Annotated in this window: 19 protein-coding genes and 1 tRNA gene; 12 read left to right on the forward strand and 8 right to left on the reverse strand. The window is 61.2% G+C overall.

Translation table 11 applies throughout. The features are described from left to right. Window positions 1-4 precede the first annotated feature (4 nt). The gene (arsB, locus tag PMI03_RS11405; RefSeq protein WP_007693124.1) at window positions 5-1060 is read left to right on the forward strand and encodes an ACR3 family arsenite efflux transporter; all 1056 of its coding nucleotides are present in this window, start codon (window positions 5-7) and stop codon (window positions 1058-1060) included. Further along, window positions 1060-2334 (forward strand): arsenite efflux MFS transporter ArsK, encoded by a 1275-nt coding sequence (arsK, locus tag PMI03_RS11410; protein ID WP_007693126.1) that lies wholly within the window; start codon window positions 1060-1062, stop codon window positions 2332-2334. Before arsB ends, arsK begins: the two co-directional genes overlap by 1 nt. Before the next feature lie 38 nt (window positions 2335-2372). On the opposite strand, the gene PMI03_RS11415 is transcribed toward arsK, so the two are convergent. Beyond that, window positions 2373-3005 (reverse strand): FMN-binding negative transcriptional regulator, encoded by a 633-nt coding sequence (locus tag PMI03_RS11415; RefSeq protein WP_007693127.1) that lies wholly within the window; start codon window positions 3003-3005, stop codon window positions 2373-2375. Window positions 3006-3077: 72 nt separating this feature from the next. Here PMI03_RS11415 and PMI03_RS11420 point away from each other — a divergent pair, with 72 nt between their 5' ends. Continuing rightward, window positions 3078-4541, forward strand: coding sequence for a PLP-dependent aminotransferase family protein (locus PMI03_RS11420; protein ID WP_007693129.1), 1464 nt, complete (start codon window positions 3078-3080; stop codon window positions 4539-4541). Window positions 4542-4632: 91 nt separating this feature from the next. Here PMI03_RS11420 and PMI03_RS11425 read toward each other — a convergent pair. The 3 genes from PMI03_RS11425 to PMI03_RS11435 all read right to left on the reverse strand — a co-directional run bounded on the left by PMI03_RS11425 (window position 4633) and on the right by PMI03_RS11435 (window position 7332). Then, a tRNA-Ser gene (locus PMI03_RS11425) sits at window positions 4633-4722 on the reverse strand. Window positions 4723-4850: 128 nt separating this feature from the next. Then, a complete protein-coding gene (locus tag PMI03_RS11430; protein ID WP_007693130.1) occupies window positions 4851-6068 on the reverse strand; it encodes an NAD(P)/FAD-dependent oxidoreductase in 1218 nt (405 codons plus the stop codon). A 145-nt stretch (window positions 6069-6213) separates the two neighbouring features. Continuing rightward, on the reverse strand, window positions 6214-7332 hold the full coding sequence (locus tag PMI03_RS11435; RefSeq protein ID WP_007693133.1) for a Gfo/Idh/MocA family protein: 1119 nt from the start codon (window positions 7330-7332) through the stop codon (window positions 6214-6216). Between the two features lie 232 nt (window positions 7333-7564). Between PMI03_RS11435 and PMI03_RS11440 the strand changes: the two genes are divergently transcribed. From PMI03_RS11440 to iolB, 5 genes are all read left to right on the forward strand, one after another. Further along, a complete protein-coding gene (locus PMI03_RS11440) occupies window positions 7565-8440 on the forward strand; it encodes a MurR/RpiR family transcriptional regulator (RefSeq protein ID WP_007693135.1) in 876 nt (291 codons plus the stop codon). A gap of 183 nt (window positions 8441-8623) precedes the next feature. After that, window positions 8624-10558 carry a bifunctional 5-dehydro-2-deoxygluconokinase/5-dehydro-2-deoxyphosphogluconate aldolase gene (gene iolC / locus PMI03_RS11445; protein WP_007693137.1) on the forward strand — a complete coding sequence of 645 codons (1935 nt, stop codon included), beginning with the start codon at window positions 8624-8626 and terminating at the stop codon, window positions 10556-10558. 25 nt (window positions 10559-10583) lie between these two features. Next, complete coding sequence (gene iolD, locus PMI03_RS11450) at window positions 10584-12434, forward strand: 3D-(3,5/4)-trihydroxycyclohexane-1,2-dione acylhydrolase (decyclizing) (protein WP_007693139.1); 1851 nt, start codon at window positions 10584-10586, stop codon at window positions 12432-12434. Window positions 12435-12502: 68 nt separating this feature from the next. Beyond that, window positions 12503-13420, forward strand: coding sequence for a myo-inosose-2 dehydratase (gene iolE / locus PMI03_RS11455; RefSeq protein ID WP_007693143.1), 918 nt, complete (start codon window positions 12503-12505; stop codon window positions 13418-13420). 13 nt (window positions 13421-13433) lie between these two features. Then, complete coding sequence (gene iolB / locus PMI03_RS11460) at window positions 13434-14231, forward strand: 5-deoxy-glucuronate isomerase (protein WP_007693145.1); 798 nt, start codon at window positions 13434-13436, stop codon at window positions 14229-14231. A gap of 49 nt (window positions 14232-14280) precedes the next feature. Here the strand turns inward: iolB and PMI03_RS11465 are convergent, their stop codons facing one another. The 3 genes from PMI03_RS11465 to PMI03_RS11475 form a co-directional block, all read right to left on the reverse strand. Then, entirely contained in the window at window positions 14281-15648 is a 1368-nt protein-coding gene (locus PMI03_RS11465) for an MATE family efflux transporter (RefSeq protein WP_007693146.1), read from the reverse strand. A gap of 66 nt (window positions 15649-15714) precedes the next feature. Continuing rightward, a complete protein-coding gene (locus tag PMI03_RS11470; RefSeq protein ID WP_007693147.1) occupies window positions 15715-16152 on the reverse strand; it encodes a glyoxalase superfamily protein in 438 nt (145 codons plus the stop codon). Window positions 16153-16400: 248 nt separating this feature from the next. Beyond that, window positions 16401-16847 carry a host attachment protein gene (locus PMI03_RS11475; RefSeq protein ID WP_039973826.1) on the reverse strand — a complete coding sequence of 149 codons (447 nt, stop codon included), beginning with the start codon at window positions 16845-16847 and terminating at the stop codon, window positions 16401-16403. Between the two features lie 226 nt (window positions 16848-17073). Between PMI03_RS11475 and PMI03_RS11480 the strand changes: the two genes are divergently transcribed. Beyond that, window positions 17074-17475 (forward strand): PilZ domain-containing protein, encoded by a 402-nt coding sequence (locus PMI03_RS11480; RefSeq protein WP_034519021.1) that lies wholly within the window; start codon window positions 17074-17076, stop codon window positions 17473-17475. Between the two features lie 188 nt (window positions 17476-17663). After that, window positions 17664-18776, forward strand: coding sequence for a pyridoxal phosphate-dependent aminotransferase (locus tag PMI03_RS11485; RefSeq protein WP_007693151.1), 1113 nt, complete (start codon window positions 17664-17666; stop codon window positions 18774-18776). A gap of 137 nt (window positions 18777-18913) precedes the next feature. Here PMI03_RS11485 and PMI03_RS11490 read toward each other — a convergent pair whose 3' ends face one another. Then, the gene (locus tag PMI03_RS11490; protein WP_007693152.1) at window positions 18914-19177 is read right to left on the reverse strand and encodes a sel1 repeat family protein; all 264 of its coding nucleotides are present in this window, start codon (window positions 19175-19177) and stop codon (window positions 18914-18916) included. Window positions 19178-19636: 459 nt separating this feature from the next. On the opposite strand from PMI03_RS11490, the gene PMI03_RS11495 reads away from it, so the two are divergent. Both PMI03_RS11495 and PMI03_RS11500 read left to right on the forward strand, forming a co-directional pair. Then, on the forward strand, window positions 19637-19975 hold the full coding sequence (locus tag PMI03_RS11495) for a DUF2147 domain-containing protein (protein ID WP_007693153.1): 339 nt from the start codon (window positions 19637-19639) through the stop codon (window positions 19973-19975). An 89-nt stretch (window positions 19976-20064) separates the two neighbouring features. Then, window positions 20065-20448 carry a VOC family protein gene (locus PMI03_RS11500; protein ID WP_007693154.1) on the forward strand — a complete coding sequence of 128 codons (384 nt, stop codon included), beginning with the start codon at window positions 20065-20067 and terminating at the stop codon, window positions 20446-20448. The last annotated feature ends 6 nt before the right edge of the window (window positions 20449-20454 follow it).

The raw sequence follows: 20454 nt of genomic DNA on the forward strand, positions 1-20454 counted from the left end.
CGCCATGTCGACCTTTGAACGCTATCTCACCCTCTGGGTCGCCCTCTGCATCGTCGTCGGCATCGCGCTCGGGCACATCATGCCCGGTGCATTCCAGGCCATCGGCGCGGCCGAGATTGCGCGGGTCAACCTGCCGGTCGCCTTGCTGATCTGGCTGATGGTCATTCCGATGCTGCTCAAGATCGATTTCGCCGCCCTTGGCGAAGTCGGCCGCCATTGGCGCGGCATCGGCGTGACACTGTTCATCAACTGGGCGGTGAAACCCTTTTCGATGGCTCTGCTCGGCTGGCTGTTCATAGGCTGGCTGTTCCGGCCCTATCTGCCGGCCGGCCAGATCGACAGCTATATCGCCGGGTTGATCATCCTCGCCGCCGCGCCCTGCACCGCCATGGTGTTCGTCTGGTCGAACCTGACCAAGGGCGAACCGCATTTTACGCTGAGCCAGGTGGCGCTCAACGACGCCATCATGGTCGTCGCCTTTGCGCCACTCGTCGGCCTGTTGCTTGGCCTTTCCGCCATCACCGTGCCGTGGGGCACGCTTGTCCTGTCGGTTGTGCTCTACATCGTCATTCCGGTGATCATCGCACAGCTCCTGCGCCGACGATTGCTTGCCTCGGGCAGCCAGGAGGCTCTCGATCTGCTGCTGGTCAGGCTCGGCCCGGTATCGCTCGCGGCGCTGCTGGCAACGCTGGCGCTGCTGTTCGGCTTCCAGGGCGGAGAGATCGTTGCGCAACCGCTGGTCATCGCACTCCTTGCCATACCAATCCTGATCCAGGTCTATTTCAATGCCGGGTTCGCCTATCTGCTCAATCGCATTGCCGGCGAACAGCATTGCGTCGCCGCCCCCTCCGCATTGATCGGGGCGTCGAACTTCTTCGAGCTTGCCGTTGCCGCCGCAATCAGCCTGTTCGGCTTCCATTCCGGCGCCGCACTCGCCACGGTCGTCGGCGTGCTGATCGAAGTGCCGGTCATGCTTACCGTCGTCTGGGCCGTGAACAGATCCAAGGGCTGGTACGAGCGCAGCGACAGGGTCGCGGGAGTCGCCGAGATCCAGCGCTGATGTCGGGCGATCTCGCGGATGCATCCACCGATTGCCTCAACGGATCCCCGGCGAATCCTTCCGCCGCTACGCCGCGCGCAAGACCCTTGCTCGTCATCGCGGCGCTCGGCCTGACGCAGATCATCGGCTATGGCACGCTCTATTACAGCTTCAGTATTCTGGCGCCCGCCATGGCGCATGACTTTGGATGGCCGACCGAATGGATTTTCGGCGTGCTGTCGGGCGCGCTTTTGATCGGCGGTCTGGCCGCGCCATGGGCAGGCCGCTGGATTGACCACTATGGTGCCGCACGCATCATGACGGTCGGGTCGCTGGCGGCCGCGGCCGCTCTGATCGCCTGCGCCCTGGCACCCGTCGGCATCGCCTTCGTGCCGGCGCTGATCGCCGTCGAGATTGCCTCGACCCTGGTGCAATATGGCGCCGCCTTTGCTCTTCTCGTGCAGCAACAGCCCCGGACCGCGCAGCGCAGCATCGTCCACCTGACGCTGATCGCCGGCCTTGCCTCGACGATCTTCTGGCCGTTCACCACCGCGCTCCATAACGCACTGTCGTGGCAGCAGGTATATTTTGTCTTCGCGGCGATGAACTTTTTCATCTGCCTGCCGATCCATGCATGGCTGTCACGGCTGAACCGGCGTCCCGATAAAACAGGTGACGCCGACGCCACCGCACCGAACGCAACGGTCGACGGCAGCCTTCCCCTCGCCGCGCGACGAAGAGGCTCCATCCTCCTGTCGATCGGCTTTGCGCTCCAGAGCTTCGTCAGCTCGGCCATTCTCGTGCATATGCTGCCGCTTCTCGGCGCGCTGGGGCTCGGCGTTGCCGGCGTCATGGTCGGCACGCTCTTCGGCCCTGCACAGGTGACAAGTCGCTTCATCAACATGATGTTCGGCAAAAACCTGTCCCAGCTCAGGCTTGCGATGATTTCCGCCGCAATGCTACCGGCATCGGCGGCGCTGCTGCTTCTGACCGCACCTTCCGTTCCCGGAGCATTGGCCTTCGCCGTCCTGTTCGGCATGGGGAACGGGCTTTACAGCATTGTCAGCGGCGTATTGCCCCTGGCCCTCTTCGGCAGTGAGGGATACGGCGCCCGCCAGGGTCAGCTCATGTCGGTCCGCCTGATCGTCTCCTCGGCCGCGCCCTTCGCCTTCGCCCTGCTGATGGAGAATATCGGCGTGAATTGGGCGCTAACGATCACCGCTATTCTCGGAAGCGGAGCCTTGCTGGCGTTTCTGGGAATTGCGCGATTGTATCGCGAGCCGCACGCTGGTTGACACCGCTGGCCCTCGAGAGATCAGCGGCGGCGACAGTCTCAAGCGTCATCCACCGGAATGAGACCGGCAACGAGCCGGTTCGCCGGACGGTCACTCTTGCCGAGCCCCTCGGCGACACCCGCCCGGTCCGCCGCGCTGCGGTTCTGGCTCATCTTGCGCTTACCCTCGATTCGGCCGATGGGCAGGCGTAGTCCGACAATGCCCCTGAGCTGGGCCTTGATGAAGGGCTCTGGCGCGTCTGTAACCGCCCATGGCCCGGCGCGCGGCCCTTCGTAAAGATTGGTCAGGCGCGAGACGACCTCCAGCAATCTATCCGCATCCTCGAAGAACTCCACCGGCCCGTAGGCATGTACGGCAGCATAGTTCCAGGTCGGCACGACCTTGCCGTGCTCCCGCTTTGTCGCATACCAGGATGGGCTGACATAGGCATCCGGCCCCATGAAGATGGCGAGAGCCTCGCCGATCACCGGCGTCTTCCATTGCGGATTGGCCCGGGCAAGATGGCCGTAGAGCGTCCCATGCTCGCCCTCGCTCGGATCGAGAAACAGCGGCAGCGGCGTCGAAAGCAATCCGTCCGCGGTTGCCGTGACGAAATTGCAGAGGCGCGCGTCACGCACCATGGCATGGAGTTCGGCGGGATCGTCCTCCCGAAAGGCTGGCGGAACATACATGAAAATCATCCTTGGTTTTCCGGAGCAATACCGGCACACTGGCATGCTATAAACAGCCAGTCTGGATAATAAATGGAAGACCAGTCAGAGGATGGGGCCGGCGATGTGCCGAGGCTCGGCGCACGCCGCATCTATGAAGAGCTGAAGGCGCAGATCGCAAACGGTATCTATGCCTCCGGCTCGCCCATGCCCTCGACCCGCTCGCTCGCGGCCGAGCTTGGCGTGGCGCGCTCGACGGTGACGATCGCCTATGAACAATTGCTGTCTGAGGGCTTCATCGAGAGCAGGCAGGGCGCGCGCACCCGCGTCGCCATGCTGCGCCCGGTCGAATCTCCTCCGGAGCGAGCCGCCTCAACGGCAACGACCAGACGCAACCTCTCCGCCTATGGCGAGCGACTACAAGTGTTGCCGCATCCGCCGCAGCACAATCCATCAAAGCTGATCGCCGATTTCCGCTACGGAGACCTTGCTGCGTCGGACTTTCCGACATTGCTGTGGAAACGGGCGGTCGACGACACAGTCAAGCGGCGTCGGGACCGGTTGGCCTATGACGACCCGCGCGGCAGCCTTGCGCTCCGCACGGCACTGCAAGCCTATCTCTGGCGAGCGCGCGGCATTCGCTGCGAGCTGGGCCAACTCATTATCGTCAACGGATCGCAGCAAGGGCTCGATCTCTGCACGCGCCTGCTCGTCGATCCCGGCGACGCCGTGGTGATCGAAGACCCCTGCTATGCGATGGCGCGCAATGTCTTTGCGGCCATCGGTGCGACCGTCGTGCCGGTCCCGGCCGATCACGAAGGACTGAGGACAGACTTGCTTCAGGCCATCGATGCGCGGCTGGCCTATGTAACGCCCTCGCATCAATTCCCGCTCGGCGGCGTCATGCCGATCGGGCGCCGGAATGCGCTGCTTGCCTGGTCGCGACAATGCGGGGCCTACGTGATCGAGGACGATTACGATGGCGAATACCGTTACGATATCGCACCGGTCCCACCGCTTCAGACGCTGGGCGGAGCGGGCAATGTCATATACCTGGGCACTCTCTCCAAGACGCTGTCACCGACGCTTCGCCTTGGCTACATGGTCGTGCCGCAGGAGCTGGCGGAGGTATTTGCGGCCGCCAAGCGGCTCACCGACCGTCATTCGCCACAGCTGGAACAGGAGGCAGCCGCGATGCTGATTGCGACGGGCGCCTATGAACGGCACGTCCGCCGGACACGGCGACGCAATGCCGCCAGGCGGGTAACCCTGCTTGCCGCGCTGCGCGCCAAACTCGGCGACCGCCTCACGATCGTCGGGGCAGACGCCGGCCTGCACGTCATCGTCTGGTGCAACACCATATCCGCAAACGAGGAAAGCCAACTGATCGAACGCGCCCGGCAAGCGCGAATCGGCCTCTATCCCGTGACGCCGACTTATGCCGCCGCTGATGCGCCCTACCGACCCGATCGCGCCGGCTTCATCATCGGCTATGCGAGCCTTGACGAGCATCAGATAGAGCGTGGAGTGGATGTGCTGGCGACGGTGCTATTGTGAAAGGTCTCTGTCGCGACTGACGCCTGGAGCGTGCCTCACAACCGCTGAAGGAAGAATTCAGCGGAGCCGGCTTTTCGCATTTTTGGGAAAATGGCGGAGAAGATGGGATTCGAACCCACGATACCATCTCTGGTATACTCCCTTAGCAGGGGAGCGCCTTCGACCACTCGGCCACCTCTCCGGTGCGGCCCTGATAGGGCCATTCATTTATCGACGCAAGCCCTTTTTCGCCTGCGCGTGTGTTCTCCCTGCATTCGACGTCACGCGCATCCTGCAGGGAAGAACTCGATAGCCGGCTTGCGGCCTTTCTCAGGCCAGGAGCTGCTTGAGGTCCGTAGCGGGATCGGCCAGAACGGATTTCGCCGGGTTGATGCCGGTTTCCAGCAGCTTCTTGCCGGTCACATAGGCCTTTGCGTCGTTAATGGCATCAACGGCAATGAAACGGCCCTCCTTGAAATACCAGACAGAAGCCGACCCTTCACGGGTGCCGGGGCGCAGAAGGGTCTCGTCGTAGCCGAGGTTGAAGCCAGCGATCTGGAGCTTAACGTCGTATTGATCCGACCAGAACCACGGTTTCGGATCATAGGTCGCATTGCCGCCGGTGATGATCCCGGCTGCGGCTTCGGCCTGATCGACGGCGTTCTGGACCGATTCGAGGCGAATGCGGCCGCCGTTCCAGGGCAATTCGGCGCAATCGCCCGCGGCGAAGATTGAGGGATCGGAGGTACGGGCGAGCGAATCAACGATAATGCCGTTGCCGACCTCCAGGCCAGCTTCCTTGGCGAGCCTGTCGTTCGGGGCGACGCCAATGCCGACGATGACGAAATCGACATCGATGGTGGAGCCGTCGGATAGCTCGGCGGCAACGACGTGACCGTTCTTGCCGATGAGCTGCTTGAGGCCGGTCTTTTCACGGATGACGACGTCATGCTCCCGGTGGATCACCCGCATGATGTCGGCCGTCTCCTTGGCGGCGACGCGCTGCAGGATCCTGTCGGCCATTTCGATGAGGGTGACTTCAAGGCCGCGATGGCGGGCGACAGCCGCCGCTTCGAGGCCGATATAGCCGCCGCCAATGATCAGGACGCGACGGCCGGCGCGCATTTCGGCGGCGAGCTGATCGGCATCGCGCTTGTCGCGGGCGACATAGACGCCTTCGAGGGCGCCGCCGACAGCGGGCGGCAGCCGGCGCGGCGTGGCGCCTGTCGTCAGCGCCAGCGTCTCGTAGTCGAGCGCGGAGCCGTCCTGCATGATGACCTGCTTTGCGGCGCGCTTGATCTGCTCGACCCAGGTGGACAGGCGGATCTCGACATTGTTGTCGGCATACCAGTGCTCCGGGCGGAACAGCAGCCGGTCGAAGGCCATTTCGCCGAGAAGATACTTCTTGGTCAACGGCGGCCGTTGATAGGGAAGGCTTTCTTCGGCGCCGACGATGGTGATCGGCCTCAGATCTCCGAGCGCCCGCACTTTGGCGGCAAGCGCGAATCCGGCCTGCCCGGCCCCGACAATGACCAATCTGCCCGTCACGATCCTCACTCCATTATTGTTATAGCGGCTCGCCGTCCTGATATAGGGCGTCGAGCCTATGGATTTCAGGGGTAACGCTTACCCTTGCAAGCGTCAATTGCAGCTGACCTTGCATCTCGGATCGGGCAGAAATTAGGGCAGACCCTTAGGCTGTTACTTCAACCCACCGGCGCTCGTGGAAGGAACGCGCCATGGCGTGCACCGATTTTTCGATGCGCAAGCCGTCCACGAAGCTGATGACCGATGCCGTATCGCCGGAAATGGCGCGGATCAATTCGCGGCACTCGATAATCTTCAGATCGTTGAAGCCGAGCCCGTGACCGGGCGCGGGGATGAACCGGTCATAGGGCTTGTGCGCGGGAGCGGCGAGGATCTTGCGGAACCCCTGCTCCGAGCCCCTGCCCTCCGCCTGATAAAGCTCGAATTCGTTCATGCGCTCCTGATCGTAGGTGATCGAGCCCTTCGAGCCGAAGATCTGCAGCGCGATGCGGCCTTTGCGACCCCAGGCGGAGCGATTCGCCATCAGCACTGCGGAAATGCCGCCGCCGAGCCGCATCAACACATTGGCGAGATCGTGATTCTCCACAGTCCGCCGGCCTCCCTCCTTCAGCGGGCGTTCGGCATAGGGCTTTGCCATGTCAGTGATAACCGCCTCGACATGGCCGAACAGGAACCAGAGCAGCGACAGCGGATGCACGGCGAAATCATCAAGCGCACCATAGCCGGAGGCGAGCTCGCTCTTCCAGTAGAAGAGGCCTTCCGGATCGGCCATGAAATCTTCGTCCATCTCGACGCGGATATGATTGATCTCGCCGATGGCGTCCTCGCCGATCAGCTGCTTGATATGCCGCATCACCGGGTTCTGGATGTAGTTGTAGCCGAGGATGGCAACCTTGCCCGAGGCCTTGGCGGCGCTCAGCATACGCTCGGCATCCGCATAGCCCGGCGCCATCGGCTTTTCGCACCAGACGTGTTTGCCGGCTTCCAGCGCCGCAATCGCCATTTCCGGATGGAATTGATTGGGTGTGGTGACGGAGACGACATCGACCTCAGGGTCGGCGATCAGCGCGCGCCAGTCGGCGGTCGCCTTTTCGAAACCGAACTCATCGCCGCGCGACCGCGCCAGATCGGCATTGGCCTCGGCAAGATGCACAAGGCGCGGCCGCTCGACGTCACCGAACACGGTCTTGACCGCATTCCAGGCCAGCGCATGGCATTTGCCCATATAGCCGGTTCCGATCAACCCAACGCCCAATGGCTTCATTTCCGTCTCCTCCATAAGCTTCCCTCTGAAGCACGCGCATTTTTTGGAATATTTAGACCGTTTTGACAAGCGGGCTCGTTAGACAGTTATGTCGGAAGATCGGAATAATCGTAATTTAATAGCACAAATTCATGCACTTAAAAATAATCGTGCCGACTGTTTCAAAATCCGTTATCGTTCGAAATATGGAATATTTGTTTCATCAACGGGCATAGCAGCGAAAAGGCGGGGCATGGACAACAGTATCGAGACGCGAACCAAGGTGCCGCGGGATTTCGAAAGCCTGCGCAGCATCATCATAGAGCGCAAGGATTCCATGCCGAAGCGGCTGGCGCAGGTCGCCGCCTTCGCGCTTGCCAATCCCGACGAAATCGCCTTCGGCACAACGGCAAGCATTGCCGCTGCCGCCGATGTCCAACCATCGACGCTTGTGCGCCTCGCCCATCACCTCGGCTATGAAGGCTTTTCCGACCTGCAGAGCATCTTCCGCGAGCGGCTGCGCGACCGGACGCTGAGCTATGAGGAGCGGCTGATCACGCTCGAGCAATCCGGCATCAAGGATGAAGAGGCCGGCATTCTCTCCGGCTTTCTCTCGGCCGCCAGCCAGTCGGTCAACAAGCTTGCCGCCACCATCGAGACCGATACCTTCGCCAAAGCGGTGGATGTGCTCGCGGCGGCCGAGACCATCTATCTGATTGCCAAACGCCGCTCCTATCCGCTGACGGCGCATCTGACCTACGCCTTTTCGAAGCTGAACATCCGTCATCAGATCGTCGCCTCGCCAAACGGTATCGACGGCGAGATCGCGCGCTTTGCGACCGAGAGGGATGCCGCGATCGCCGCAAGCTTCTCCCCCTATGCCGCCGAAAGCCTGCTACAGGCGCAAGACCTTGCCGCGCGCAACGTGCCAGTCATCGCCATCACCGATTCGGCTTTTTCACCCCTCACCGCTTGCGCCACCCACTGGTTCGAAGTAGCCGAGGCGGATTTTGCCGGCTTCCGCTCCTTATCGGCGTCCATGGCACTGATCATGGCCTTTCCCGTCGCCATTGCCGAGCGACGGCGCAAAGAGACGATAGGAAAACCTCAGAAAACTAAAATGGAATAAATATTCCGAATTGACAAAATTTCGGAACCGCTGTTTCATTGCATTCATATTCACGGTCTCGGGAGACGGCCGCGAAATCGACCACAACCCGGATGAAACCAAGACGCACCGGGACTTTCAATGATGCATGACCCAAGGAGAAACTGAAGAGTTTCCGGGATCATGCCTGGACGGGAGGACATCATGGCTCACGACAATCCTGGCACTCAGCCGGAGGCGACACTCGATGTCATCACCATCGGCCGCTCTTCCGTCGATCTTTACGGCCAGCAGATCGGCTCGCGGCTGGAGGATATCGCCTCCTTTGCCAAATCGGTCGGCGGCTGCCCCGCCAACATCGCTATCGGCACGGCGCGACTCGGCCTGAAATCCGGCCTCATCACCCGCGTCGGCGACGAGCAGATGGGGCGCTTCATCCGCGAGCAGACGGCGCGCGAAGGCGTCGCTGTCCAGGGGATCGCCACCGACAAGGAACGGCTGACGGCGCTGGTGCTGCTGGCGGTCGAGGCCGAAGGCGTCTCGCCGATGATCTTCTATCGCTCCGACTGCGCCGACATGGCGCTCGACGAAAACGATATCGATGAGGATTTCATCAAGTCCTCCCGCGCCGTGCTGGTTTCCGGCACGCATTTTTCCAAGCCCAACACCGAGGCCGCGCAGCGCAAGGCGATCCGCATCGCCAAGGCGAACGGCCGCAAGGTGATCTTCGATATCGACTATCGGCCGAACCTCTGGGGCCTCGCCGGTCACGCGGAAGGGTTCGAGCGCTATGTGAAGTCGGATCGCGTTTCCTCGAAGATGCGGGAGACGCTGCCGGATTGCGATCTCATCATCGGCACCGAAGAGGAGATCATGATCGGCTCGGGCGTCGACAACGTGCTCGGCGCGCTGAAGGAAATCCGACGTCTTTCCCCGGCGACCATCGTGCTCAAGCGCGGCGCCATGGGCTGCATCGTCTATGACGGCCCGATCTCGGACGATCTTGAAGCCGGTATCGTCGGTGAGGGATTCCCGATCGAAGTGTTCAACGTGCTCGGCGCCGGCGATGCCTTCATGTCCGGCTTCCTGCGCGGCTACCTGCGCGACGAGCCGCTGAAGACTTGCGCCACCTGGGCGAATGCCTGCGGTGCTTTTGCGGTCTCGCGCCTGCTGTGCTCGCCGGAATATCCGACCTGGGCCGAACTCGACTTCTTCCTGCAGACGGGCAGCAAGCACCGGGCACTGCGCAAGGATGAGGCGATCAACCACATCCATTGGGCCTCGACCCGTAATGGCGACATCCCGCTCCTGATGGCGCTGGCCATCGATCACCGCTCGCAGCTCGTCAGCGTCGCCGATGAACTGGGTGTCGGCCATGACAAGATCGTCGCCTTCAAGCGGCTGGCGGTGGAAGCGGCAGCGCGGGTGTCGGGCGGTCGTTCCGGCTATGGCATGCTGATCGACGAGCGCTTTGGCCGCGATGCCTTCTTCGATGCCGCCACCAAGAATTTCTCCTGGATCGGCCGCCCCGTCGAACTGCCAGGCTCCAAGCCGCTGAAATTCGAGTTCAGCCAGGATATCGGCTCGCAGCTCGTCGAATGGCCGCTCAACCATTGCATCAAGTGCCTGTGCTTCTATCATCCGGACGATCCGAAAGAGCTGAAGGCGGAGCAGCAGGAGAAGCTGCGCACCCTGTTCGAAGCTGCCCGTAAGGTCGGCCGCGAGTTGCTGGTCGAGATCATCGCCGGCAAGAACGGGCCGCTCACCGACGACACGATCGCAACCGCGATGGAAGAGCTCTATGCGCTCGGCATCAAGCCCGACTGGTGGAAGTTGGAACCACAGGATTCGACGGCTGCCTGGAAAAAAATCGATGCCGTGATCGCCAAAAATGATCCATGGTGCCGCGGTATCGTGCTGCTTGGTCTGGAGGCACCTGCGGATGAATTGATCCGTAGCTTCGAAGCCACGCTGGCCGCGCCTTCGGTCAAGGGTTTCGCCGTCGGGCGGACGATCTTTTCCGATGCGGCCCGTGCGTGGCTATCGGGCGGCATGAACGACGAGGAAGCGATCGCCGACATGGCTGGCCGCTTCCGGCAACTGACCCAGGCGTGGTTGAAAACCCGCGGCCTGCAATAGTTTAGAAGCATTTGGGAGGCGCCCCATGGGCAAGACGATCCGATTGACGATGGCACAGGCCGTCACACATTTCCTCACGAAGCAGATGACCGTGATCGATGGTCAGAAGCTGCCGATCTTCGGCGGCGTCTGGGCGATCTTCGGCCACGGCAACGTCGCCGGCATCGGTGAAGCGCTCTATCAGGTGCGCGACGAGCTGACGACCTATCGCGCTCACAATGAACAAGGTATGGCGCATGCTGCCATCGCCTATGCCAAAGCGAGCTTCCGGCAGCGCTTCATGGCGTGCACCACATCGATCGGCCCCGGCGCCCTCAACATGGTGACGGCTGCGGGCGTTGCGCATGTCAACCGCATTCCCGTGCTCTTCCTCCCCGGCGATGTCTTCGCCAACCGCGCGCCCGATCCGGTGTTGCAGCAGATCGAGGATTTCGGCGACGGCACCGTCTCCGCCAACGACGCCTTCCGCTCGGTCTCACGCTATTTTGACCGCATCACCCGGCCCGAACAGATCATCACCGCGCTGAAGCGCGCCATGCAGGTCTTGACCGACCCGCTCGATTGCGGCCCGGTAACGCTGTCGCTTTGCCAGGACGTGCAGGCGGAAGCCTTCGATTATCCGGAAAGCTTCTTCGAGGAGCGCATCTGGACGACGCGCCGCCCGCAGCCGGACGCAGACGAACTCGCCGCTGCGATTGCGATCATCCGCAAGGCTGAAAAGCCGGTCATCATCGCCGGCGGCGGCGTGCTCTATTCGCGCGCGACCAAGGAACTTACGGAGTTTGCAGAGACACACGGCGTACCCGTCGTCGTCAGCCAGGCCGGCAAATCGGCAATCGACGAGCGCCATCCGCTGGCGCTCGGCTCGGTCGGGGTGACCGGAACTTCGGCTGCGAACGCGATTGCCGAAGACACGGATCTGATCATTGCCGTCGGCACGCGATGCCAGGACTTCACCACCGGCTCCTGGGCGCTGTTCAAGAACGAGAAGCTCTCCATCCTTGGCCTCAACATCGCGGCATATGACGCATCGAAGCATGACGGCCGGCCGCTCGTTTGCGACGCGCGCGAAGGGCTGAAGGCGCTTTCGGCCGGGCTCGCCGGCTGGCGGGCACCGGCTGCACTCCTGGAAAAGGCGACCCAAGAAAAGAAGATCTGGGTCGAAGCTGCAGCCAAGGCGATGGCCTCGACTAATACCGCCCTTCCCTCCGACGCCCAGGTCATCGGCGCGGTAACCCGTACGATCGGCGGAGAAAACGCCATTTCCGTCTGCGCCGCTGGCGGCCTGCCGGGCGAGCTGCACAAGCTCTGGCCGGCGACGGTTCCGGGCAGCTACCATATGGAATATGGCTTCTCCTGCATGGGCTATGAGATTGCCGGCGGTCTTGGCACCAAGATGGCTTGCCCGGAAAAGGATGTCATCGTCATGGTCGGCGACGGCTCCTACATGATGCTGAATTCCGAGATCGCCACGTCGGTCATGCTCGGCCTCAAGCTCAACATCGTGTTGCTCGACAATCGCGGTTACGGCTGCATCAACCGGCTGCAAATGGAAACCGGCGGCGCGAACTTCAACAATCTGCTGAAGGATTCGTATTATGAGGTGATGCCGGAGATCGACTTCCGGGCACATGCGGAAAGCATGGGCGCCATTGCCGTCAAGGTCGCCTCCATTGCCGAGCTCGAGCAGGCCATCGAAGCCTCGAAGAAGAACGACCGCACCACGGTCTTCGTCATCGATACCGATCCGCTGATCACGACGAGCGAAGGCGGACACTGGTGGGATGTTGTCGTTCCCGAGGTCAGCCCGCGCCCGCAGGTGAACAAGGCCCGCGCCGCCTATGAACAAGCGCGCGGCGCCCAGCGTATCCGCTGATCGATTTCTGTCATTTTTCTGGAGGAGCGTTGCTGCTCTTCCAAACGATGCCTTTAAGGAGACTATTAATGAAGGCCAAACTCGGCATGTCGCCCATCGCGTGGTGGAACGACGATCTTCCTGAGCTCAGCGATGACGTGTCCCTCGAGGAATGCCTGCGGCAATCGCGCAGCGCCGGTTTTACCGGCATGGAGAAGGGCCGCCGCTTCCCGGATGATCCCGAGGTGATGCTGCCTATCTTGCGCGCCGCCGACGTGACACTTTGCGGCGGCTGGTTCTCGGGCACGCTGGTCAATGAGGAGCTTGCCGTCAACAAGGACCGCATCGCTCCGATGATCGAACTGTTCAAGGCGGTCAATGCACCCTGCATCGTCTATGGCGAGGTCGGCCGTTCTATCCAGGGCGACCGCTCCAAGCCGCTCGCCACCAAGCCGCGCCTTTCGGATGACGAGATGAAGGCCTATGCGCGTCGCCTGACCGAGTTCGGCGAATGGTGCGCCGATCAGGGCATGCCGCTCTCCTATCACCATCACATGGCAGCAGTCGTGGAAACCGAGCCGGAACTCGACGCTTTCATGCGCTATTCGGGTGCAGGCATTCCGCTTCTGCTCGATGCCGGTCATCTTGCCTTTGCCGGCGGCGATGTCCTGCGCGCCATCGACAATCACCACGCCCGCATCAACCACGTTCACGTCAAGGATATCCGCAAGCCTGTCGTGGACGGCCTGGACCGCAGCCGGCAGTCCTTCCTTGACGCAGTGGCGCTTGGCGCCTTCACCGTACCGGGCGACGGCTCGCTCGATTTCGGTGCTATCGTTCAGCGTCTGGCTGGTTACGGCTATGAAGGCTGGTTCGTCGTCGAGGCCGAACAGGACCCGCGCAAGGCTCCTCCGCAAAAAATGGCCGAGATCGGCCATGCCGAATTGATGCGCGTCATGACGGCTGCGGGTTATACGGTGGAAACCGAAGGTTTTCCCAAGGGATAGAGGAAGAACGCCCATGCCAAATCTCAAGGTCAAACCTGATGGCTCCCATGGCCGCGTCACCCATGTCACGCCCGAAAGTGCCGGCTGGACCTATGTCGGCTTCGACCTTCACCGGCTGAAGCCCGGCGAAACGGCTTCGGCCGAAACCGGCGATCGCGAGGTCTGCCTGGTCTGGGTCAGCGGCAAGGGAAGCGCCAAGGCAGGTGCTAAGGATTTCGGCCTGCTCGGCGGTCGTATGAGCCCCTTCGAGGGCGCGCCCCACGCGCTCTATATTCCAGCCGGTTCAAGCTGGTCGGTGACCGCGGAAACCGAGCTGGAACTTGCCGTCTGCTCGGCTCCGGGCGGCGGCTCCTATGAGGCCCGCGCCATTCCGCCGGGTACGCATCCGCCTGTGACGCGCGGCCAGGGCACCAATGTTCGCCACGTCAACAACATCATGCCGGAAGACGATGGCGCGGCGCATTCCCTGCTGGTCGTCGAGGTGATCACGCCCGGTGGCCACACCTCTTCCTATCCGCCGCACAAGCACGATCAGAACAATCTCCCGAACGAGAGCTTCCTCGAGGAGACCTACTATCATCGCCTCAACCCACCGCAGGGCTTCGCCTTCCAGCGCGTCTATACGGACGATCGCTCGCTGGATGAAGTCATGGCGTTGGAAGATGGCGACGTGACGCTGGTGCCGAGGGGATATCACCCTTGCGCCGCCTGCCATGGCTACGATCTCTATTATCTCAACGTCATGGCCGGCCCGAAGCGCATCTGGAAATTCTACAATGCGCCGGAGCATGAGTGGCTCGTCAAGGCTTAGCCTCCTTGGGTACTCAAAGGGCCGCGCCTCGATAGCGCGGCCCTTTTCGTTACGCCGGCAGCAATCCATATCGCCAGCCACGATCCCGGGCGTTGCGCGACAGGACCAGCCAGGCGAGCGCGAACATCCCCGCCTCCGCAAAGACCGGCACCATCCAGATTCCGCGTTCGCCGAAGATGAAGGGCAGCAGGAATGTCAGCGGCAGTGTGAAAAGATAGGGCCGCGACAGGCCGAAGATCGCCCCCCGTTTCGCATCGCCGATCGACTGGAAATAGGACGAGAGCATCATCATCTGCCCATAGAGGAAGTAAGCGCCGATCGTCCAGGGCAAGATCCGCCCCACTTCTCCGACAATGACGGCATCGCCGACGAAGACGCCGCCGAGGTGCCGGGCAAGCAGCTCGACGACCAGTTCAACCGTCGCACAATAGATCAGCGCGGAGATCATCGCGATCTGCAGGCTGCGGCCGACACGGGCCGGAAGCGCGGCACCGTGATTGTGACCGGAGATCGTTTGCAGGGTGATGCTGAGGCCGAGCAGCGGCAGATAGGCAAAAGTCAATATCCGGGTGATGATCCCGTAGGCGGCGACCGTCGCGACATAATCGCGCTCATGCCAGATCGACAGGTTGAACAGGATTGCCGCCGAGCTCAGTGATATGCCGATGAAGCCAAGGCTCATCGGCGCTCCGAAGGTGAGGATTCCAAGCCATTCCGAGACCGCGCCCGTCATGCTGGGCCGGAGTGCTGCGGGATGGCGCCAGCGATAGGCGAGAATGATCGTCGCGCAGATGAATTGCGCCGCGATCGAGCCAGCCGCCGACCCGATGACACCCCAATGCGCGACCGCGATCAGCAGCCAATTGGCGACGATATTGAGCAGCGTCGAAGCAAGAGTCACCAGCGTCATGAAACCGATCTTGCCCTCGCAACGCAGCGCGTCGGTGTGCAGCTGCAAGAGAAAGCTGACCGGTGCGAAGCCGACCATGACTCCCATGAAGGCATTGGCATTGGCGGCAACCGTGGCGTCGCCGGCCGCACTCGCGGCGATGACATGCCGGCCGACGGTCCAATAGGCGGCATTGACCAGGATTGCGACCGCGAGGGCAAGGGCATGGGCCGCAGTGAAGACTTTTCCCGCTCCCGCGCGATCCCCCGCCCCCAGGCGGCGCGCCAAAATGCTCGCCATACCGTTCGAAACCAGAGCTTGCAGGGCGATCAGCAGCATGAGCGCCGGGAAGATCAGGCTCACCGCAGACAGCGCGTCCGCGCCGACATAGATGCCGAGGAAATAGGCGTCAACGACGGCAAACAGGCCACTGATGGTGGTAAGCATGACGATCGGTGCGGCTGTACGGGCAAAGACGCCCGGCAGCCAGCCTGTCAGGAAGATATTGTTTTCGGAATGCTTGGTCATGGCAATATCCACGCGGCATCGCGCGCCACCTGTGGCGGCGGCGATCCATCGATAAAAAGAGGATTGTCAGATGTCGAGTAACAAATGCGGCACGCCGTCCGACGTCTTTCTCGGCGAAATGCCGTCGGCGTCGATCTGGGCGTTGATGCGTCGGCGAAAGGCCGAAAAGCTTTCGAAGGTCACGACATCCACCGGTTCGTCGAAATGGATGGTGATCTTGTGGAGCCCACCCGCTTGCTCCGAAAGGGCCAGAACCTTGCCGGTGAAGGGCTGGTTCAGATAGCGGCCGCGAACGGCGGAGCCGACGGCAAACGGCACGCTCGGCGCGACATTCGGTTTTGCGGCGAGCGCCGACAGCGTATTCCAGTCGCGCAAACCATGTTGCTTGGCAACCAGCTCCAGCGCTGCGCTATGGGCAATATCGTTGCCGCGCTCGGCCATGGCCTGGCGCAGACGCCTGGCTTGCGCCTTCAGTTCATCGATGGACGGATAGATCGTCGTCACGGTATCAGCCTTTGCTAAGGCATGCATCTACGACTGCAAATCGGGGCTCGCATTACCGTCAGTCAGCACGCCTTGAATGGCTGTGACCATATTCGCGAGGGCTTCACCGTGGATTTTCATCCGCGAGCGGCCGGCGCCTCGAACCATCCTTCGTATGGTCGAAGCCGAAGCCCCTGTCAAGACAAGGCGCCGGAATGCGGGGTAGCTCAAAACGCCAGGGAAAGGCGGTTTGCGCCTTTCTATTCTTCTCAGGCGGCCAGATAACGCTCGATCTGATCAACCGGGAAATTCGTCAGATCCTTGGCAAGCTCGGCGACGATGGCTGTTTGCGAATGAGCCCCTAATCGGGGTCGCAGGACGCCAAGCGCCTGAGGCGGTGCCACGAGGATCATGTTCTTGATGCCTTTGCTCTGCACAAGCATATCGATCTTCGTCGCCACACCCTTCAGGAACTCCTCTTCCGCCTGATCTTGCCATGTCGTTTCCTGCACGGCACTGCCGCCAACACCCGCGGCTTGATGGCTGCGCCCCGGCTTACCCGTTCCGAGCTCCCGATCCGGCGTACTCGGCTGCTCGAGGATTTCGCGCGTCTTCAAGTCCAGCTTCAGATCACTGCTTGCATTCTCCAAAAACAATGCCTTGGCGCCGTCGCAAATGACAACCCATGTCCCGCCTGCAATCCTGATGTCGACCATCATCTCTGTCCTCATGCTTTCATGCCACGGCTAAAATTGCCGATGGGAGGGAACGCCTCATGGCCCGAAGGGTTCAAAAATCGGCATATTCGGTAAGCACAGCGGCCCGATCGGCCGCGAAAGCGTCGATTCATTAAAATTCGACGGGCACGATTGACGCTTATGCAAAACCTCCGTGCAAGGTTCATGCTGTACCGAGATGAATTCGGGCCGCCTCCAACGGGGAATGACAATGCTTCGCTCAACGCATCTGGCGAAAGTCAAATCCGAAGTCTATGAACGAAGCTGGGAACGATTCCACGTTCAGCGTCCAGCACGTCTCATTGCCGTGCGACCCTGCCTGACGGGCATTTCCGTGCGTAGCGCGGAGATCGTCGATATCTCCCGGGGAGGTGCCAGCTTCTTTGTCGGCACGACCGTGGGATTGCCGGCGCATTACTATCTCAACATCCTCGGTCTCGCCTATCGCATCGCCTGCGCCGAGGTCAGCCGGATCGACAATCGCATCTACGTCCGCTTCATCAATCTGCTGGAGCCGGAAACATTGAGACGCGTCGTTCGTGCCGATTTCATGATCGGCAACACCGAAGCGCTTGCCGCGCGTGGCAAGCGAATTGCGCGCGCCTAGCGCTACAGCAACGCGCGTCACATTTGACGCGCAAAGGTCGCTGTAGCACTTTAAATCTGCTGCATAATTTTATCCTTAAATCGATGCCGATTTAAGGAATTATGCAGTGGCCTTTTCCGCTCTTGCAACCGCCCGCCAAGCGCCTATTGTGCTGCGCCTTGCAACAGAATTCGGGAAAACCAGCCAGAATGTCCGCCTTTTCGCGCTTCACCCCGCTGATCAGCGCCCTTCCCTCCACCGTGCCCTTCGTCGGACCGGAAGCTCTCGAGCGTCAGCGCGGGCTGACCGTTCAGGCGCGCATCGGCGCCAATGAAAACGGCTTCGGCCCCGCTCCCTCCGTCATTGAGGCGATGCGTGAAAATGCCGGTGACATCTGGAAATACAACGATCCGGAAAATTTCGCGCTGAAGGAGGCGCTGGCCGCACATCTCGGCATCAAACAGGCGAACATCGCCGTCGGCGAAGGCATCGACAGCCTGCTCGGCCTGATCGCCCGCATGGTCATCGAACCGGGAACACCTGTCGTCACCTCGCTCGGCGGCTATCCAACCTTCAATTTCCATGTCGTCGGCTTCGGCGGACGACTGGTGACGGTACCTTATGTCAACGATCGCGAGGATCTGGATGGACTGCTGGACGCGGTCCGCCGAGAGAATGCGCCGCTCGTCTACTTCGCCAACCCCGATAATCCGATGGGAAGCTGGTGGGATGCCGACAGGATCGTCGCCTTTGCCCGCGCCCTGCCGGAAAGCTGCCTGCTCATCCTCGACGAGGCCTATAGCGAGACCGGGCCGGCCAGCTCTCTGCCCGATATCTCCACGCTGATCGATCTGCCGAACGTGCTGCGCACCCGCACCTTCTCCAAGGCCTACGGCCTTGCCGGCGCCCGGGTCGGCTATGCCATCGGCGTGCCGGAAACGGTGCTGGCCTTCGACAAGATCCGCAATCACTTCGGCATGAACCGGCTGGCGACAGCAGCCGCGCTTGCCGCGCTGAAGGACCAAGCCTATCTCGCCGAAGTCGTCGGCAAGATCCAGGCGGCCCGCGAGCAGATCGGCATGATCGCCCGTGACAATGGGCTTTTACCCCTCGCCTCCGCCACCAATTTCGTCGCCGTCGATTGCGGCCGCGACGGGACCTATGCCCGCGCGATCGTCGACGGGCTGATCCAGCACGGCGTCTTCATCCGCATGCCGGGCGTGGCGCCGCTCAACCGCTGCATCCGCATCAGCGTCGGGCCTAGCCAAGATCTCGACCTTCTGGCGGAAGCCCTGCCGAAGGTTCTGAAGGCGATCGGCTAAAGCTGGAGCAACAAAAAACCGCGCCGGCCTTGTTTCCGGCCGGTCGCGGTCTCCCTGTTGGTGGCAACGCGCCTCTCCGCTCGCTGCCGGTCGCCCCTCTTTTGAGGTTATTATTGTCGTATTCTTTGTGGCACGCTTCAGTGCATGGTCATCCATTCACGGGCGGCGCGGAGCGCTGCGGCGAGCTGCATCTTGGTCAGCGTGGCGGCGACATCGGCGCGAAGCTCGGCGGCGCGGTCGCTGCCCTTGATGGCGGCGATATTCAACCATTTATGGGCGGCAACCGGGTCTGCCTTACAGCCCCTGCCGGTTGCATAATTGACGCCCAGTTCACAAAGGGCATCGGCGCTGTTGCCACCCATCATGGCCATTTCAGACATCGGAATTTCGAAGCGTGCCATCGGTTTTATCCCTGTTTCAGTCTCGTTGCGTCTGCCCTGTTTTCCGTCCGGACCTTGCCATCTATCGCAGCTTGATGGTCCTTACGGTCGGCGGGTTTGCCCCGCTCGTTTGATGGCTTCACTATCGCAGACGGCTTTCAAAAAACGGCTAAAATGCATGCTTAATTCGATGCAAACAAAGTACAAATGCTTGGTAAATTTGGGATTTTGTTAAACATCGCTTCCCTTGCAAATTAAGGACTTTTGAGCGAGCTTTACGCATTGTTAAGATCTGGATTTAAACCCTTCCTTCACCATGAAAAGAGCCAGCGAAACAAGACTTGCCGTTTTCCGGTGTGACGAACGGGGCTGGAACCTGAGGAAATTGCGCTTGAAAAGCATATTTACCTTTACGTTCGCGTCAGATAATTTCACCGCGACCCCGGCTATGGGAACGGGAGACTTTCGGGGAGGAAAGATATGATCCGCACGACCATCATTGCCGTTGCACTGGTTTTCAGCGCAGACACCGCTTTTGCCGACGAGCAGATCGTCGGTAATTGGAAGACCGAGGCGGGTGATACCGCCGCCATCACATCCTGCGGCGGCGAATATTGTGTGACGCTGAAGAACGGCAAATATGCCGGCCGACAGATCGGCAAGATGCATGGCGCGGGCGGCACCTATACCGGCGAGATCACCGACCCGGCCGCCGACAAGACCTATGCGGGCTCCGGCTCGGTGAAAGGCAACGCTTTGAAGATGCAGGGCTGCGTCTTGAAGGTCTTCTGCAAATCGCAGACCTGGACGCGGCTTTAAAGACCCCTCGCCTCATCGAAACAGCTTAGCGAGGGCGGACAACGCGCCCTCGTGCAGTCGATAACTATATCTTCGAGGATACGCGCAACGTGATTGACCACATAACCATCGCAGTAAGCGATCTACAGAAGAGCAAACTCTTCTATGAGCGAGCGCTTGCCCCTTTGGGATATCACCTTTCCTTTGGAAAGGAGGGCGTGTTCTGGGCTTTCGACGTTGGCGCGGGCAGTCTGTTCGAGATTCAGCAAACGGATAGCAAGCCACCACTGACACATCTGCACGTCGCCTTCCGGGTCAAGAGCAAGGCGGAAGTCGAGGCATTTTATAACGCTGCTCTTAAGGCGGGAGCCGCGGACAATGGCGCACCTGGCCCGCGACCGGAATATACGCCAAATTATTACGCCTGCTTTGTTCTTGATCCGGATGGCTACAACATCGAAGCCATGCTTAACGAGCCTTCGACGAAGGCGTGATCAAAG

Origin of the sequence: Rhizobium sp. AP16 (assembly GCF_000281735.1) — a bacterium.
Classification (GTDB): Bacteria; Pseudomonadota; Alphaproteobacteria; order Rhizobiales; family Rhizobiaceae; genus Rhizobium; species Rhizobium rhizogenes.